Genomic DNA, 13,447 nt, shown 5'->3' on the forward strand with positions numbered 1-13,447 from the left:
TGTCCCCTATGTCGTCGTCGTCATACTGCTGTTCCTGGGCGGATCTTGGGGGCGGGCCGACCCGCGCAGGGATCAAGCCTGACCGCCCGGAGCGGGTCGGCCCGCCCCCAAGATCACAACCTCACACCTCTTCGACCGAGCTCGGCTCGCGCCGGGACAGGTCGATCCCGAGTTCCTCCGCGGCCCGGAAGACCTCGTCGTCGGTCTCGCGCATCTCCAGGGCCACGCCGTCGCTGGAGAGCACCTCGACGTTGAGGCACAGCGACTGCAGCTCCTTGAGCAGCACCTTGAACGACTCCGGGATGCCCGGCTCGGGGATGTTCTCGCCCTTGACGATCGCCTCGTAGACCTTGACCCGGCCGAGGACGTCGTCGGACTTGATCGTCAGCAGCTCCTGGAGGGCATAGGCGGCGCCGTACGCCTGCATCGCCCAGCACTCCATCTCACCGAAGCGCTGGCCACCGAACTGCGCCTTACCACCCAGCGGCTGCTGGGTGATCATCGAGTACGGTCCGGTCGACCGGGCGTGGATCTTGTCGTCGACCAGGTGGTTGAGCTTGAGGATGTAGATGTAGCCGACCGCGATCGGGTCCGGCAGCGGCTCGCCGGAACGGCCGTCGAACAGCTGCGCCTTGCCGGATCCACCGACCAGCTGCACACCATCCCGGTTGGGCAGGGTGCTGCTGAGCAGACCGGTGATCTCCTCTTCCTTGGCACCGTCGAAGACCGGCGTCGCCACGTTGGTGTCCGGCTCGGACTCGTGGGCGTCGATCGCCCGCAGCGCCTTCTTCCACTCGGCGTCGTCGCCGTCGACCTTCCAACCGGTCTTGGCGACCCAACCGAGGTGGGTCTCCAGCACCTGGCCGATGTTCATCCGGCTCGGCACGCCGAGCGGGTTGAGCACGATGTCGACCGGGGTGCCGTCCTCGAGGAACGGCATGTCCTCGACCGGCAGGATCTTGGAGATGACGCCCTTGTTGCCGTGCCGGCCGGCGAGCTTGTCACCGTCCTGGATCTTGCGCTTCTGGGCGACGTAGACCCGGACCAGCTCGTTGACGCCCGGCGGCAGCTCGTCGCCGTCCTCACGGGAGAAGGTACGTACGCCGATGACCGTGCCGGTCTCGCCGTGCGGCACCTTCAGCGAGGTGTCCCGGACCTCCCGCGCCTTCTCGCCGAAGATCGCCCGCAGCAGCCGCTCCTCCGGGGTCAGCTCGGTCTCACCCTTGGGCGTGACCTTGCCGACCAGGATGTCGCCGGGTACGACCTCGGCACCGATCCGGATGATGCCGCGCTCGTCGAGGTCGGCGAGCATCTCCTCGCTGACGTTCGGGATGTCGCGGGTGATCTCCTCCGGGCCCAGCTTGGTGTCGCGGGCGTCGACCTCGTGCTCCTCGATGTGGATCGAGGTGAGGGCGTCCTGCTGCACGAGGCGCTGCGACAGGATGATCGCGTCCTCGTAGTTGTGGCCCTCCCAGGTCATGAACGCCACGAGCAGGTTGCGCCCGAGCGCCATCTCGCCCTCGTCGGTGCAGGGCCCGTCGGCGATGACCTGGCCGGCCTCGACCCGGTCCCCCTCGAAGACGACCGGCTTCTGGTTGACGCAGGAGCCGGCGTTGGAACGGCGGAACTTGTGCAGCAGGTACGTCCGGCGGTGGCCGTCGTCCTGGTGCACGGTGACGTAGTCGGCGCACAGGTCCTCGACGACACCACCGACCTCCGCGACGACGACGTCGCCGGCGTCGACCGCGGCCCGGTATTCCATGCCGGTGCCGACCAGCGGCGACTCCGCCTTGACCAGCGGCACCGCCTGGCGCTGCATGTTGGCACCCATCAGGGCCCGGTTGGCGTCGTCGTGCTCGAGGAACGGGATCATGGCGGTCGCGACCGACACCATCTGGCGCGGCGAGACGTCCATGTAGTCGACGGCCGCCGGGGCGACGAAGTCGACCTCACCGCCCTTCCGGCGCACGAGGACGCGGTCCTCGGCGAACTGGCCGTCGCTCATCAGCGGGGCGTTGGCCTGCGCCTTGACGAACCGGTCTTCCTCGTCGGCCGTCAGGTAGTCGATCTGGTCGGTGACCCGGCCGTCGACGACCTTGCGGTACGGCGTCTCGATGAAGCCGAACGGGTTGACCCGGCCGAAGGTCGACAGGGCGCCGATCAGGCCGATGTTCGGGCCTTCCGGGGTCTCGATCGGGCACATCCGGCCGTAGTGGGACGGGTGCACGTCACGGACCTCGAAGCCGGCCCGCTCACGGGACAGACCACCCGGGCCGAGCGCGCTCAGCCGGCGCCGGTGGGTCAGGCCCGCCAGCGGGTTGGTCTGGTCCATGAACTGCGAGAGCTGCGAGGTGCCGAAGAACTCCTTGATCGCCGCCACCACCGGGCGGATGTTGATCAGGGTCTGCGGCGTGATCGCCTCGACGTCCTGGGTCGTCATCCGCTCCCGGACCACGCGCTCCATGCGGGAGAGCCCGACCCGGACCTGGTTCTGGATCAGCTCGCCGACGGTACGCAGACGACGGTTACCGAAGTGGTCGATGTCGTCGGCCTCGTAGCCCTCCTCACCGGCGTGCAGCCGGCAGAGGTATTCCACGGTGGCGACGATGTCGTCCTCGGTCAGGATTCCGGTGTTGATCGGAACCTCGACCTCGAGCTTCTTGTTGAACTTGTATCGGCCGACCTTGGCGACGTCGTACCGCTTCGGGTTGAAGAAGAGGTTGTCGAGCAGGGTCTGCGCGTTCTCCCGCGTCGGCGGCTCGCCCGGCCGGAGCTTGCGGTAGATGTCGAGAAGCGCTTCGTCGACCCCGGCGATGTGGTCCTTCTCCAGGGTCGTCATCATCAGCTCGGACCAACCGAACCGCTCGCGGATCCGCTCGGCGGTCCAACCGATCGCCTTGAGCAGGACGGTGACCGCCTGCCGGCGCTTACGGTCGATACGGACACCAACGGTGTCGCGCTTGTCGATGTCGAACTCCAGCCAGGCACCCCGGCTCGGGATGACCTTGACGCTGGAGAGGTCACGGTCGGAGGTCTTGTCCGGCTGCTTGTCGAAGTAGACGCCCGGCGAACGGACGAGCTGGCTGACCACGACGCGCTCGGTGCCGTTGATGATGAAGGTGCCCTTGGGCGTCATCATCGGGAAGTCCCCCATGAACACCGTCTGGCTCTTGATCTCGCCGGTGGTGTTGTTGGTGAACTCCGCGGTCACGAACAGCGGCGCGCAGTAGGTCAGGTCCTTCTCCTTGCACTCCTCGATCGAGGCCTTGACCTCGTCGAAGCGTGGTGCGGAGAAGGAGAGCGACATGGTGCCGGAGAAGTCCTCAATGGGGCTGATCTCATCGAGGATCTCCGCGAGACCCGAGCGGGCGTGCGGGTCGTCAGACGACCGGCCCTGCCAAGCCTCGTTGCCGACCAGCCAGTCGAAGGACTCGTTCTGGATGGCAAGGAGGTTGGGGACCTCGAGGTGTTCCGTGATCCGACCGAATGAGATTCGGCGCGGCGCGAATGCGCTCGACGTACGGCTGGTCTTCGCAGGGCGGGAAGCTGCCAAGATGCGTCCTTCCGAGGACCGTGCTGCAAAACGGCTGTTACGCGTGCACTCCAATGGACCCCACTCTGAACGCCCGATTCGGACATTCCGGGCAGGGGTCAAGTCGGAAGGCAGCGCAAACTAGCAGTGTAGCCGAGAGGCTAACCGCTGTCCAGCCCGCCGGGCAGGCCGTCGCGGAACGTGCCTCGGAGCACCTGGACCGGTGCCTCCGGGCCGCTCAGAACGCGGCGGATCCCGCTGGGGGTCACCCGAACATCGCAGCGACAGGCGAGCTGCCGTTGCGTTACCCGGATGAGGGCCGTTGCAAGCGCGGAAGGTCTTGCTGGTGTCAGCGTGCCTGCCACCAGCAGCCGCGTCAAGGGTTGTCGCGCGGGTCGGGCCAGGTGTTTGTGTGACGTACGGGCGCTGTTGCCGACCCCGTCCGGCCACAGACCGCGCTGATTGCCTGTTCACCGCGTGGTTGCACGCTGTCAGCAGACGAAAGCGGGCGGCGATCCGGATCCGGATCGCCGCCCGCTTCGAACGCGGTGTGCGTCAGCTCACTTCAGGGTGACCTTCGCGCCCTCGGCCTCGAGCTTGGCCTTGGCCTTGTCGGCGGTCTCCTTGTTGACCTTCTCCAGGATCGCCTTCGGCGCGCCCTCGACGGCGTCCTTGGCCTCCTTCAGGCCCAGGCCGGTCAGCTCACGCACGACCTTGATGACCTGGATCTTCTTGCCACCGTCGGCCTCGAGGACGACGTCGAACTCGTCCTTCTCCTCCTCGGCCGGAGCCGCGGCGGCCGGGCCACCCGGGCCGGCGGCGATGGCGACCGGGGCGGCGGCGGTGACATCGAAGGTCTCCTCGAACTGCTTCACGAACTCCGACAGCTCGATCAGCGTCATCTCCTTGAACGCGTCGAGCAGCTCGTCGGTGCTGAGCTTCGCCATGTCTGGCGTCCTTCCTACTACTTTTAGATGACTGGGTACGGATGCGGGAAGGCTCAGGCAGCCTCCTCCGCACCCTCCTTTTCGCGCTTTTCCTGAAGGGCAGCCGCCAGACGGGCGGTCTTGGACAGCGGCGCCTGGAACAGGGCCGCGGCCTTGCTCAGGTTGGCCTTCATCCCACCGGCCAGCTTGGCCAGCAGCACCTCACGGGACTCGAGGTCGGCGAGCTTGTTGACCTCTTCGGCCGAGATCGCCTTGCCCTCGAAAACGCCGCCCTTGATGACGAGCAGCGGGTTGGCCTTCGCGAACTCGCGCAGACCCTTCGCCGCTTCAACGACATCGCCGGAGACGAAGGTGAGCGCGGTAGGACCGGTGAACAGCGTGTCGAGGCCCTCGATGCCAGCGTCCGCCGCGGCACGCTTCGCGAGCGTGTTCTTCGCGACCGCGTAGGTGGTTTCCCGACCCAGCGCGCGCCGCAGCTTGGTCAGCTGAGCGACCGTGAGACCGCGGTACTCGGTCAGCACGGTTGCGCCCGAGCTACGGAACTGCTCGGTGAGCTCAGTGACGGCGGTGGCCTTGTCGGCCCGAACCGGCTTGTCCGCCATGTCCCTCCTCTCTCGTTACTCCAGGCTGGTCGACTTCACAGTCCGTGGAGAAGGGACCCGAAAACGGAAAACGCCCCGGCGCAGGGCGCACGGGGCGGACATGATCATGCGGACATGACCGGTACGCTACCGTCTCCCCCTGCGCGGGCCGCCCGCCGAAGCGGGACCTTCGACCGTGCCGAAGCACGGTTACCAGCGGTCTCTGGGTGGTTACGATTTGCCGCCTGGCTTGCAGCCAGACGCATTCCACACAGTACGCGACCTGGTCCCCGGCCGCCAAATCGGTCCGGTGGGCAACGCACCGGCCACCTACCTGGAGCACCCGACGTCAAAAACGAACCGGGGTGCCCCGAATTCGGAGCACCCCGGTTGCGACGTCCTGCCGCGAAAGGCGGTCACGCCTCGGCGGCGGCCTCCTGAAGGTTCTTCACCACGTTCGGGTCGACCGGGACGCCCGGGCCCATCGTGGTGGTCAGGGTGACCTTCTTCAGGTACTTGCCCTTGGCCGCCGACGGCTTGGCACGGAGCACCTCGTCGAGCACGGCGGCGTAGTTGTCGATCAGCTGCGCCTCCGAGAACGACGCCTTGCCGATGATGAGGTGCAGGTTGGAGTGCTTGTCCACCCGGAAGGTGATCTTGCCGCCCTTGATCTCGGAGACGGCCTTGGTGACGTCCATGGTCACGGTGCCGGTCTTCGGGTTCGGCATCAGGCCGCGCGGGCCCAGAATCCGCGCGATCCGGCCGATCTTGGCCATCTGGTCCGGGGTGGCGATGGCCGCGTCGAAGTCCAGCCAGCCCTCCTGGATACGGGCGACCAGCTCGTCGGTGCCCACCTCGTCGGCACCGGCGGCAGCGGCCTCCTCGGCCTTCGCGCCGGCCGCGAACACGATCACACGGGCGGTCTTGCCGGTGCCGTGGGGCAGGTTGACCGTGCCACGGACCATCTGGTCCGCCTTACGCGGGTCGACCCCGAGGCGCATCGCGACCTCGACCGTGGGGTCGAACTTGACGGCGGTGGCTGCCTTGGCCAGCTTCACGGCCTCGGCCGGGGTGTAGAGCTTGTCCCGGTCGATGGCCTCGGCGGCCTTGCGGTAAGCCTTGCTGCGCTGCATTTCTGTCTACTCCTGTGGTGTCTGGCGGGGCGCGCGGCGCGCGCACCCTCCCACGGTCTGATCGTGCTCGGGAAGGCTCGGGAGCCTCAGTCCTTGACGGTGATGCCCATCGAACGCGCGGTGCCGGCGATGATCCGCTCGGCCTGGTCCACGTCGTTGGCGTTGAGGTCGGCCATCTTCCGCTCGGCGATCTCCCGGAGCTGGGTACGGGTCACCGAACCGACCTTGTCCTTCTGCGGAACGCCGGAGCCCTTCTGCACGCCGGCGGCCTTGAGCAGCAGGCGGGCGGCGGGCGGCGTCTTCAGCACGAAGGTGAAGGAGCGGTCCTCGTAGACGCTGATCTCAGCGGGAACGACGTCACCGCGCTGCGACTCGGTCTGCGCGTTGTAGGACTTGCAGAACTCCATGATGTTCACGCCGTGCTGACCGAGCGCCGGACCGACCGGCGGCGCCGGCGTGGCCTGGCCCGCCGGCAGCTGCAGCGTGAACGTCTTGACCAGTTTCTTCTTCGGAGGCATGTCTCTTCCTGGGCTTGATTCTGGTGGATTGCACCGGGGTGGATTGCACCGGACGCTGCCCGCAGAGCGCGCGCACGGTCAGCGCGGCCTGCGGGCCGACGTTCTAGGCTAGCGCAACAGTTGGCCCGGCTATTCACCGAGGCGGCTGCCGCCGGGTCCGAATCCTCAGATCTTGGCGACCTGGTTGAAGTTGAGCTCCACCGGAGTCTCCCGACCGAAGATCGACACCAGCACCTTGAGCTTCTGCTGGTCGGCGTTGATCTCGCTGATCGTGGCGGGAAGCGAGGCGAACGCCCCGTCGGTGACGGTGACCGAGTCACCCACCTCGAAGTCGAGAACCTTGACCTCGGGCTTGGCCTTCTTCTGCTCCGTCTCGACGGCCGGCGCGAGCCACTTCAGCACCTCGTCGAGCGAGAGCGGCGCGGGACGGTCGGCCCGGTCGGTGGCGCCGACGAAGCCCGTCACGCCCGGGGTGTTCCGGACACAGGAGTAGGACTCGGCCGTCAGCTCCATCCGGACCAGGATGTAGCCGGGGAAGACCTTGTTCTGCACCTGAAGCCGCTTGCCGTTCTTGACCTCGACCTCTTCGCGGGTCGGCACCTCGACCTGGAAGATGTAGTCCTCCATGTCGAGGCTGGTGATACGGGTCTCCAGGTTGGTCTTGACCTTGTTCTCGTATCCGGCGTAGGAGTGCACGACGTACCAGTCGCCCGGCGCGTACCGCAGCTTCTGCCGCAGTTCCGCGACCGGGTCGTACTCCTCTTCCGGTTCCGGCGTCGCGACGGGCGCGTACTCCGGCTCGCTGGCGGCCTCGACCGACTCGTCACTGGCCGCCGTCGCCACCGCGGACTGCTCGTCGGTGGCTCGTCCGGCGGTCTCGTCGTACTCAGGCACGCTCGCTCACTTCCGTAACTGTCAGCTCGGTTCTGCGGTCAACTGGGGTTGCCGAAGACCCACAGCACGCCCTTGGCGAAGGCGAAGTCGAGCCCGGCCACGATCGCCAGCATCACGGACACGAACACGACCACCACGGCGGTGTAGGTCAACAGCTCCTTGCGGGTAGGCCAGATGACTTTACGCAGCTCGGCCACGACCTCGCGGATGAACCGCACGATCCGGCCGAAGATGCCGACCCGACCGCCCTCGGTGCGGGCCTTCGGCTTGCTGTCGGCCGACTCCGCCTTCGGGCGTGCCCGGGTGGCGGTGCCTCCGCGGGATACCGGCTCGTCGTCTTCGTCGTCCGAGTCGTTCTCGACCGCCTCGTCCAACGCCTCGTCATCGCGGTGGTCGTCCGCGGCGTCCTCGCCGCGCCGATTCTTGTCGGCCACTTCGCCCTCCGTCGCGGGATGGTCGGATCGCACGTCGGTGGACGCACGCTGCGCTGGTCACGCCGGCCGCCCGGACCGATCCCGGGGCTGGCCGCGGCCGGCGGACCGGACGGCGAACGCCCGACCGGCGCATCGCGCCGCGGACCGCTCCCGCCGGACACCACCGCCACGGGACGGCTGCCGCCCCGTGAGACGACTCCGACCCCCGGGGCCGGTCAGGCCTTAGGCGCAGGGGTGACAGGACTTGAACCTGCAGCCTGCGGTTTTGGAGACCGCTGCTCTGCCAATTGAGCTACACCCCTGTGCGGCAGTTGGACCCACTCAGGCGCAGACGCCTGTGTAGGGGCCACTACCCCACGGCGGACCAGTGTACGGGTAGACCGGGTACTTTCCCAACCGGTCGGCCCCCGGCCGCCGGCGAACCGTCATCCGGGCAGCCGGACCAGCGCTTTGGCCTGTGACAGCACCTTCTCCCCCAGGCTCGTCACGGTCAGGTTGAGCTGGGTCAGACCGTCTTCGGTGACTCCCTTGACGACCGCCGCCACCTGGACGTCGACCCCCTCGTCGTCGTCCGGCACCGGAACCGGACGGGCGAAGCGCACGCTGAACTCCGCCACGGTGTCCGGCCGGCCCGCCCACTCGGTCACCGCGCGGCCGGTCAGCGCCATCGTGAGCATGCCGTGCGCGATCACGCCGGGCAGGCCCACCCCGTTGGCGAACCGTTCGTTCCAGTGGATCGGGTTGAAGTCGCCCGACGCGCCCGCGTAGCGGACCAGGTCGGCCCGGGTCACCCGGTAGGTCTTGACCGGCAGGTCCATCTCAGCTGCCCTCCCCGCGTACGACGAGCTTCGACCAGACCGAAACCACCGGTTCCTCGGCGACCGTCGAGACGTCGCTCCGGATAGTCAAAAAGTCGTGTCCACCCCGGGAGGTGATCTCCTCGATGGTGCTCACACAGACCAGCTCGTCGCCCGCGACGACCGGGCGGGCATAGCGGAAGCGCTGGTCGCCGTGTACGACCCGGCTGTAGTCGACCCCGAGGGCGGGATCGTCGACGATCTGGCGATGGCTCGACTCCATCGTGACGACCACCGGGAAGGTCGGCGGCGCGACCACATCGGTGTGCCCGAGGGCGCGGGCGGCCACCGGATCGTGGTGGGCGGCGTCGGTCGCACCGATCGCGGTGGCGAACTCGCGAATCTTCTCTCGGCCCACCTGGTAGGGGGCGGTCGGCGGGTACGTACGGCCGACGAACGACGGGTCCAAGGGCATGCGGCGAACCTACACGCAAAGAAGAATCGCCGTTTCGGGGCCGGCGGTGCTGGTCATCCCAGACTGTCCGGTCTCGAAACGGCGATCCTGACGGATGCTGTGCTCCGCGATGCCTGCCGGCGCCGGCCTCGGCCGGCGCGCAGTCAGCGGGTCTCGCGGTGCAGGGTGTGCTTCCCGTCCCGGGGCAGAACTTCTTCATCTCGATGCGGTCCGGGTCGTTGCGGCGGTTCTTACGCGTGATGTAGTTGCGCTCCTTGCACTCCACACACGCCAAAGTGATCTTTGGACGGACGTCGGTCGCCTTGGCCACGGCGGGGTGCCTTCCTCGCTAACGGAACAACTACGACGAGCCAGCGTAGACCTTGCCTACCTGGACACGCAAAGCGGGTGCCCGTGGCACCCGCAGATCCGGTTACCGGAGTCGCCCGGCACCGAAAGTAGCGGTGGCCGGACTTGAACCGGCGACACAACGATTATGAGCCGTTTGCTCTACCAACTGAGCTACACCGCTGTGGGCGGGTTCCAACAAGAACCCTCTGAGCCCCCTTACGGAATCGAACCGTAGACCTTCTCCTTACCATGGAGACGCTCTGCCGACTGAGCTAAGGGGGCGCACGCTAACTCCTCGAAAGGCGCGCAGGAGAAGAATACACGGCCCCCGGCGGGAGGAGAAATCAGATCCCCCGCTCCCCCGCCGACTCACCCGCCGGCGGAAGAAACCGCAGGTCAGGGCACTGCGCGCAGGCGGCGTACGTCGCTGGCGAGCGACAGGTCCGACTCGGACTGCGCCCCAAACCACGCCTCCAGCCGCTCGTACGGCAGCGGCCGGCTGAAGAGGAATCCCTGTCCGATCTGGCAGCCGATGTCCTGTAGCAGCTCCAGGGTCAGCTCGCTCTCCACCCCTTCGGCCACCACGGTCAGCCCGAACTGCTGGGACAGCGTCACCACCGCGTTGACGATCGCGAGGTCGCCGGGGTCGGTCGCCATGCCCTGTACGAACGAACGGTCGACCTTGACCTCGTGGACCGGCAGTCGGCGCAGGTAGGACAGCGACGAGTAGCCGGTACCGAAATCGTCGACGGAGAGCCGCACCCCGATGTCGCGCAACCGGCGCAGGGTGGGCATGGGCCGGTCCGTGCCGTCGAGCACACCGGCTTCCTTGATCTCGAAGGTCAACAGTTCCGGCGCCACCTTGAACTCGGCCAGCAACTCCTGGACCCGGGCCGGGAAGTACGGGTCGGTCAACGTACGTGCCGACAGGTTCACGGCGACCGCCAACGGGTGATCCGGATCACTCCATTCGCGGGACCGGCGCAACCCCTCGCGGAGCACCGACTCGGTCAGCCGGCCCAACTGGCCGGTGTGTTCGGCGACCGCCACGAAGTCCTCGGGCGAAACCGCGCCGTGCGCCGGATGCTCCCAACGGGCCAGACACTCCACGCCCACCAGGCGCCGGTCGTCGAGCGTCACCTTGGGCTGGAAGTAGACCTTCAACTCGTCGTTGTCGAGCGCGCGGCTCAGGTCGCCGGCGAGCCCGAGGCGGCGTACGGACCGGGACTCCAGCCCGGGGTTGAACAACTGCACGCTGCCGGGCATCGACTTGGCGGCGGTGGCGGCCAGCCCCGCCCGCTGCACCAGGGTCGCCGGATCACTGCCGTGCTCCGGATGAATCGCCACCCCGACGGCCGTGTCGACGTCGAGGGTCAGGGCGCCGAACACCATCTGGTCGTGGGTCTGCTCACGCAACTCGGTCGCCAGCGCGAGCGCCGCCTCCGCGCTCTCGGCCCGCAGGGTCACCACGAACTCGTCGCCGCCGATCCGCCCCACGAGCGCAGCCGACGGCGACGACGACCGCAGCCGGGCCGCCACCTCGACCAGCACCCGGTCGCCGGCCGCGTGCCCGAGGGACTCGTTGACCTGACGCAGCGCGTCGACGTCGAACAGGAGGACCGCCACCACCTCGTCGGGGGCGCAGACCTGGACGGCCTCCTCCAGGGCGCCGAGAACCCGCTTCCGGTTGGGCAGGGCGGTGAGCCCGTCGTGGTAGGCGTCGTATCGCAACCGGTCGACCAGCCGGGAGTTCTCCAGCGCGATCGCGGCGTGCGCGGCGATCGTCTCGAAGATCGGCACATCGCCGGGCATGAAGTGGGAGGTCTCGCCGAGCCGGTTGACCACCTCCAGCGAGCCGATGACAGCCTGGCCGGACCGCAGCGGCACGACGATGACGTCCTTGACGCCGTCCGCCTCCCGCAGGCCGGTCCGCAGTTCCTCGTCGCCGCCGAGCCGGCTGCCGACCGCCACCGTCTTCTTCGCCTTGATCGCCCGGGCCCGGGCGACCGCCGGCGTACGCGCCAGGTCGAGCAGTCCCGGATCGTCGACTCGGGCGGTCAGCAGCACCTCGGGGTGCCGGCCCTGCGCCGGCAGCCACAACGTCGCGTATTCGGCCTGCATGAGGACGCGTACGCGGCCGAGCAGCGAGTCGGCGAGCGTGCCGTCCTGGCCGCTCTCGCTCATCGCCCGGGTGAGGTCGTACATGTCGGCGAGGGTGCGGTGCTGGCGGAAGAACTGCGCGTACGACCGGTAGACCAGGCCGAGCGCGCCCGTCAGCACGACGACCAGCACGATCGCCCACCAGGTGGTTTCCAGGGCGATGAGGACGACCAGGCCGAGCGACACGTTGATCGCGGCGGTGACCAGCGTCGGCGCGGCGGTGCGGACGACCTCCAGCCCGGCCTGCGAACCCTGCACGATCGTGATGACCCCGATCACGGCGGCGAGCCCGACCAGAGTGTGGGTGCTCACCACGGCGAACAGGATTCCCCAGGTGCCGGGTCCGACGCCCTCGATCGGCGGGAAGGCGTAGAGCACCAGCCCGGCCAACGACGTCGCGGCCGCCTCTTTGGCGACGTTGAACCAGAGTTTCGCCGGGCCGACCCGGCGCCGGATCTGGGTGACGAGGGCGGCCAGGGTGGCGATCACCACCACCGTCAGCGGGCGGAAGTAGAACAGTGCCAGAACCAGTGAGATCTCGGTCAGCGTCAACACGAACGCCTGGCGGCGGATCACGAAATGGAGGTTCGGGATCGCCACCGCCACCATGACGGCGAGTAGAACGAGGGCGAAAAACAGTTCGCTTCCGGCATCCCGGGCGACTCGCCCCGCCTCTTGGCCATCGATCAGCCCGAGCGCCGTCGACATCACCACAGCAAGAAGTGCCAGCGGCCCCGTGATCAACCAGGCGTGGTCAGGGGAACGCCGGGGTGACGGCTGGGGCCTTGGCATCCGGCTCCTTCGCCACTCGCACCGAATTGTCCGCGCGGGCGCGGGTTACGGTGCGACGGTGAGATTCTGAGGCGTGGTGGGGGCGTCGACGATGACCGTGTCGGTGACCTTCGCCCAGTCGTAGCCGGCCCAGTCGTAGCCAGCCTGTGGCCTGGTGGCGAGCTGGGCACCCACGATGCCACCGACGAGCGCGACGAGCGCCAAGCCCGAGCCGATCCGACGGCCCGACCATTTTGCACGCATCTACTGCTCCTATCGAAACGGCCGAGGAAGGTGAGGGTTCCATGATGGTGCCACAGCCTGGTGAACCGGCAAAGCCGTTGTGCGGCGTCAACCGAACAGTGCGTCGAACTTTAACCGTTCGGCAGCGTGGATGACCCGCCCGGACGCAACGTACGAGGTCCGCTGGCCGCCGGCGCTGATTCGTGGTTCGTCCAATAAGACCTCTCAGTCAAACCTCTGCCGGTCTGACAAACGACACCTTTCGGATTTTAGTCTCTGTCGAACCGTCGTGCTGGATTTCGCCCGTGGTCCACATGGGTGGCCGACGGGCGGACATCGCCGGACCCGCGCCAAATATTTCGACACTCACCTATGTAACATGCCGCGGCCCCGGCGGCCCAGGGCCCAAAGTCCCCACCCTGGCGACAGGGTCGGGACCCGGGCCACGGGGGCACGGACCGCCCCCACTGCCGCCCGGCGATCCACGACCGGACCACCACCGCCGCGACAACACGACACCGGCCGCGGTCGTCCCGATCTCCGGTCCAGCGGCCCGCGGCACCCGCGCCCCGGGCCGGACCAACGACAACGGCCCTTGTCCAACTGGACAAGGGCCGTTGTCTACTGCTGTG

Annotated in this window: 11 protein-coding genes, 3 tRNA genes and 1 pseudogene; all 15 read right to left on the reverse strand. The window is 67.9% G+C overall.

Going from position 1 to position 13,447, the window contains the following annotated elements; genetic code table 11:
• Positions 1-121: 121 nt before the first annotated feature.
• The 15 genes and pseudogenes from rpoB to Prubr_RS07945 all read right to left on the reverse strand — a co-directional run bounded on the left by rpoB (position 122) and on the right by Prubr_RS07945 (position 12,836).
• Positions 122-3,553, reverse strand: coding sequence for a DNA-directed RNA polymerase subunit beta (rpoB, locus tag Prubr_RS07875; protein ID WP_212823097.1), 3,432 nt, complete (start codon positions 3,551-3,553; stop codon positions 122-124).
• A 539-nt stretch (positions 3,554-4,092) separates the two neighbouring features.
• Positions 4,093-4,479, reverse strand: coding sequence for a 50S ribosomal protein L7/L12 (gene rplL, locus Prubr_RS07880; protein ID WP_212823101.1), 387 nt, complete (start codon positions 4,477-4,479; stop codon positions 4,093-4,095).
• Positions 4,480-4,532: 53 nt separating this feature from the next.
• Positions 4,533-5,081, reverse strand: a complete 549-nt coding sequence (gene rplJ / locus Prubr_RS07885) for a 50S ribosomal protein L10 (RefSeq protein WP_212823103.1) — start codon at positions 5,079-5,081, stop codon at positions 4,533-4,535.
• Between the two features lie 395 nt (positions 5,082-5,476).
• Entirely contained in the window at positions 5,477-6,193 is a 717-nt protein-coding gene (gene rplA, locus Prubr_RS07890; RefSeq protein WP_212823105.1) for a 50S ribosomal protein L1, read from the reverse strand.
• Between the two features lie 86 nt (positions 6,194-6,279).
• Positions 6,280-6,711 (reverse strand): 50S ribosomal protein L11, encoded by a 432-nt coding sequence (gene rplK / locus Prubr_RS07895; protein ID WP_212823113.1) that lies wholly within the window; start codon positions 6,709-6,711, stop codon positions 6,280-6,282.
• Between the two features lie 165 nt (positions 6,712-6,876).
• A complete protein-coding gene (nusG, locus tag Prubr_RS07900) occupies positions 6,877-7,605 on the reverse strand; it encodes a transcription termination/antitermination protein NusG (RefSeq protein WP_212823115.1) in 729 nt (242 codons plus the stop codon).
• Positions 7,606-7,643: 38 nt separating this feature from the next.
• Entirely contained in the window at positions 7,644-8,039 is a 396-nt protein-coding gene (gene secE, locus Prubr_RS07905) for a preprotein translocase subunit SecE (RefSeq protein WP_212823117.1), read from the reverse strand.
• A 229-nt stretch (positions 8,040-8,268) separates the two neighbouring features.
• Positions 8,269-8,341, reverse strand: a tRNA-Trp gene (locus Prubr_RS07910).
• Positions 8,342-8,464: 123 nt separating this feature from the next.
• Positions 8,465-8,857 carry a MaoC family dehydratase gene (locus Prubr_RS07915; protein ID WP_212823119.1) on the reverse strand — a complete coding sequence of 131 codons (393 nt, stop codon included), beginning with the start codon at positions 8,855-8,857 and terminating at the stop codon, positions 8,465-8,467.
• Between the two features lies 1 nt (position 8,858).
• Positions 8,859-9,311 (reverse strand): MaoC family dehydratase N-terminal domain-containing protein, encoded by a 453-nt coding sequence (locus Prubr_RS07920; RefSeq protein ID WP_212823121.1) that lies wholly within the window; start codon positions 9,309-9,311, stop codon positions 8,859-8,861.
• A gap of 143 nt (positions 9,312-9,454) precedes the next feature.
• Positions 9,455-9,621: pseudogene (rpmG, locus tag Prubr_RS07925) on the reverse strand (50S ribosomal protein L33).
• Between the two features lie 128 nt (positions 9,622-9,749).
• Positions 9,750-9,822, reverse strand: a tRNA-Met gene (locus tag Prubr_RS07930).
• 28 nt (positions 9,823-9,850) lie between these two features.
• Positions 9,851-9,923 (reverse strand) — tRNA-Thr (locus Prubr_RS07935).
• 114 nt (positions 9,924-10,037) lie between these two features.
• A complete protein-coding gene (locus tag Prubr_RS07940; protein ID WP_212823123.1) occupies positions 10,038-12,593 on the reverse strand; it encodes an EAL domain-containing protein in 2,556 nt (851 codons plus the stop codon).
• 45 nt (positions 12,594-12,638) lie between these two features.
• Positions 12,639-12,836 (reverse strand): hypothetical protein, encoded by a 198-nt coding sequence (locus Prubr_RS07945; RefSeq protein ID WP_212823125.1) that lies wholly within the window; start codon positions 12,834-12,836, stop codon positions 12,639-12,641.
• Between the last annotated feature and the right edge of the window lie 611 nt (positions 12,837-13,447).

The organism is Polymorphospora rubra, assembly GCF_018324255.1.
In the GTDB taxonomy this organism is placed as follows: Bacteria; Actinomycetota; Actinomycetes; order Mycobacteriales; family Micromonosporaceae; genus Polymorphospora; species Polymorphospora rubra.

What these genes read in the sequence shown, in the direction of transcription:
- rplL (WP_212823101.1), bottom strand. Translation starts at nt 4,479, where the DNA reads ATGGCGAAGCTCAGCACCGACGAGCTGCTCGACGCGTTCAAGGAGATG.
- rplJ (WP_212823103.1), bottom strand. Translation starts at nt 5,081, where the DNA reads ATGGCGGACAAGCCGGTTCGGGCCGACAAGGCCACCGCCGTCACTGAG.
- rplA (WP_212823105.1), bottom strand. Translation starts at nt 6,193, where the DNA reads ATGCAGCGCAGCAAGGCTTACCGCAAGGCCGCCGAGGCCATCGACCGG.
- rplK (WP_212823113.1), bottom strand. Translation starts at nt 6,711, where the DNA reads ATGCCTCCGAAGAAGAAACTGGTCAAGACGTTCACGCTGCAGCTGCCG.
- Prubr_RS07915 (WP_212823119.1), bottom strand. Translation starts at nt 8,857, where the DNA reads ATGGACCTGCCGGTCAAGACCTACCGGGTGACCCGGGCCGACCTGGTC.
- Prubr_RS07920 (WP_212823121.1), bottom strand. Translation starts at nt 9,311, where the DNA reads ATGCCCTTGGACCCGTCGTTCGTCGGCCGTACGTACCCGCCGACCGCC.
- Prubr_RS07940 (WP_212823123.1), bottom strand. Translation starts at nt 12,593, where the DNA reads ATGCCAAGGCCCCAGCCGTCACCCCGGCGTTCCCCTGACCACGCCTGG.
- Prubr_RS07945 (WP_212823125.1), bottom strand. Translation starts at nt 12,836, where the DNA reads ATGCGTGCAAAATGGTCGGGCCGTCGGATCGGCTCGGGCTTGGCGCTC.